2 protein-coding genes are annotated in these 1,250 nt (G+C 65.5%); both read left to right on the plus strand.

The features are described from left to right. Positions 1-16: 16 nt before the first annotated feature. Positions 17-613: a hypothetical protein gene (locus tag FDZ70_10960; protein ID TLM65661.1), complete on the plus strand. Its 597-nt coding sequence runs from the start codon at positions 17-19 to the stop codon at positions 611-613. Between the two features lie 121 nt (positions 614-734). After that, entirely contained in the window at positions 735-1,157 is a 423-nt protein-coding gene (locus FDZ70_10965) for a hypothetical protein (protein TLM65662.1), read from the plus strand. Positions 1,158-1,250: the final 93 nt, after the last annotated feature.

Genomic DNA, 1,250 nt, shown 5'->3' on the forward strand with positions numbered 1-1,250 from the left:
CGTCCTGAGGGGGAGCATGCTCCGGCGCATCATCCTTGGATTCGGCCTCGCCACCGTACTGGCGGCCGCGCTCACAGGCTGTTCCGCGCCGGAACTCACCGTTGGCGAAATCCCGCAGAGCGTGCCGCTTCGCTTCGGGCCGACGTATCGTCTGCCGCAGGTCGAAGACGTGCTCGTAGCGCAGACGCTCAAGGGTGTGCCGACCACCAGCTCACCCGCAGTTCGCGCTGAGATCCGCGGGTTCCTCGTCGACTGGACGACCCGCACCCCTGACGGCGGCGCTTGGATTCGCGAATTCGCCGTGATGAAGGATGGCTCGCTGTACACGATCACGCCCCGCATGCGCCCGTCCGCCGCCTTCGGGCACTTGCCGGCGGAACGACTCGGGCCGGAATCTGAACAGGAAGCGGCAATCCGCATGTCGGCAATCGCCTCAGCAGACGCTTCTGTCATTGCCGCCTACCCTGATATGGGTAACCCGCCACCCGTCATCTACGGCTATCTGGTCCGCATTCACCGCGCAGATGGAACCGCAATCGACGTCTGGGTCGACCCGGACGTCGCGGAAGGTAGGTTCTTCTACGACATCCAGCTCAGGCCAGCGACCCTGTAGGCGACCTCACTAACAACGGCTTCCAGACGGACGGCGCCCCGCTGGCGTAGCATGGAACGCAGCGACGGCGGAGGGCGCCGCCGCTGAAGCCGAACAACGTTAGGCACAGAACCGGGGGGCCATGCAGCGCCGCATCTTCCTCGTGCGCATCGCGATTGCCGTGCTCGTCCTCGGAGCCATTGCCGGCGTCTCAATCGTTCAAGACCGGAGAGCCAACCAAGCGCGGGCGAATTCGGCTCGAGAAGCAGCATGCTCGGCCGTATCAGCCGCGGCCGGAGGCGACGTGCGCGCCCTCGCCGATTCCTACGGTAGAGCGCTGACCAGCAGCGAGGTGGCATCCCTAACCGCCTTGATTCCGCTCGCTGCAAGGTCGGATCTCGGGGGCTTCGACGCCCCGTTCTGGAACCCGCTGGGTGACAGCCGTTGCGTCGTACAGGTGCAGCACGATGGCGACCAATCATTCGCCGTCGACGTGACTTTGGAGAGCCTCGACGGACAAGGCGGCTGGGTGGTGGTTGACCTGCGGCGAGCCGTTGCCAAGTAGGCCGTTCGTGCCTAACCCGCGCTTCCAACGGAAGCGCGCCTACGGCGTAGAATCGATCTTGAAGGCGGAGCGCGGCGCGCTCCGTTGAAGCGC

This window comes from Actinomycetota bacterium, from assembly GCA_005774595.1.
In the GTDB taxonomy this organism is placed as follows: Bacteria; Actinomycetota; Coriobacteriia; order Anaerosomatales; family D1FN1-002; genus D1FN1-002.

Excerpts from the sequence above, each read along its gene's own strand:
- FDZ70_10960 (TLM65661.1), top strand. The coding sequence starts at position 17 with ATGCTCCGGCGCATCATCCTTGGATTCGGCCTCGCCACCGTACTGGCG.
- FDZ70_10965 (TLM65662.1), top strand. The coding sequence starts at position 735 with ATGCAGCGCCGCATCTTCCTCGTGCGCATCGCGATTGCCGTGCTCGTC.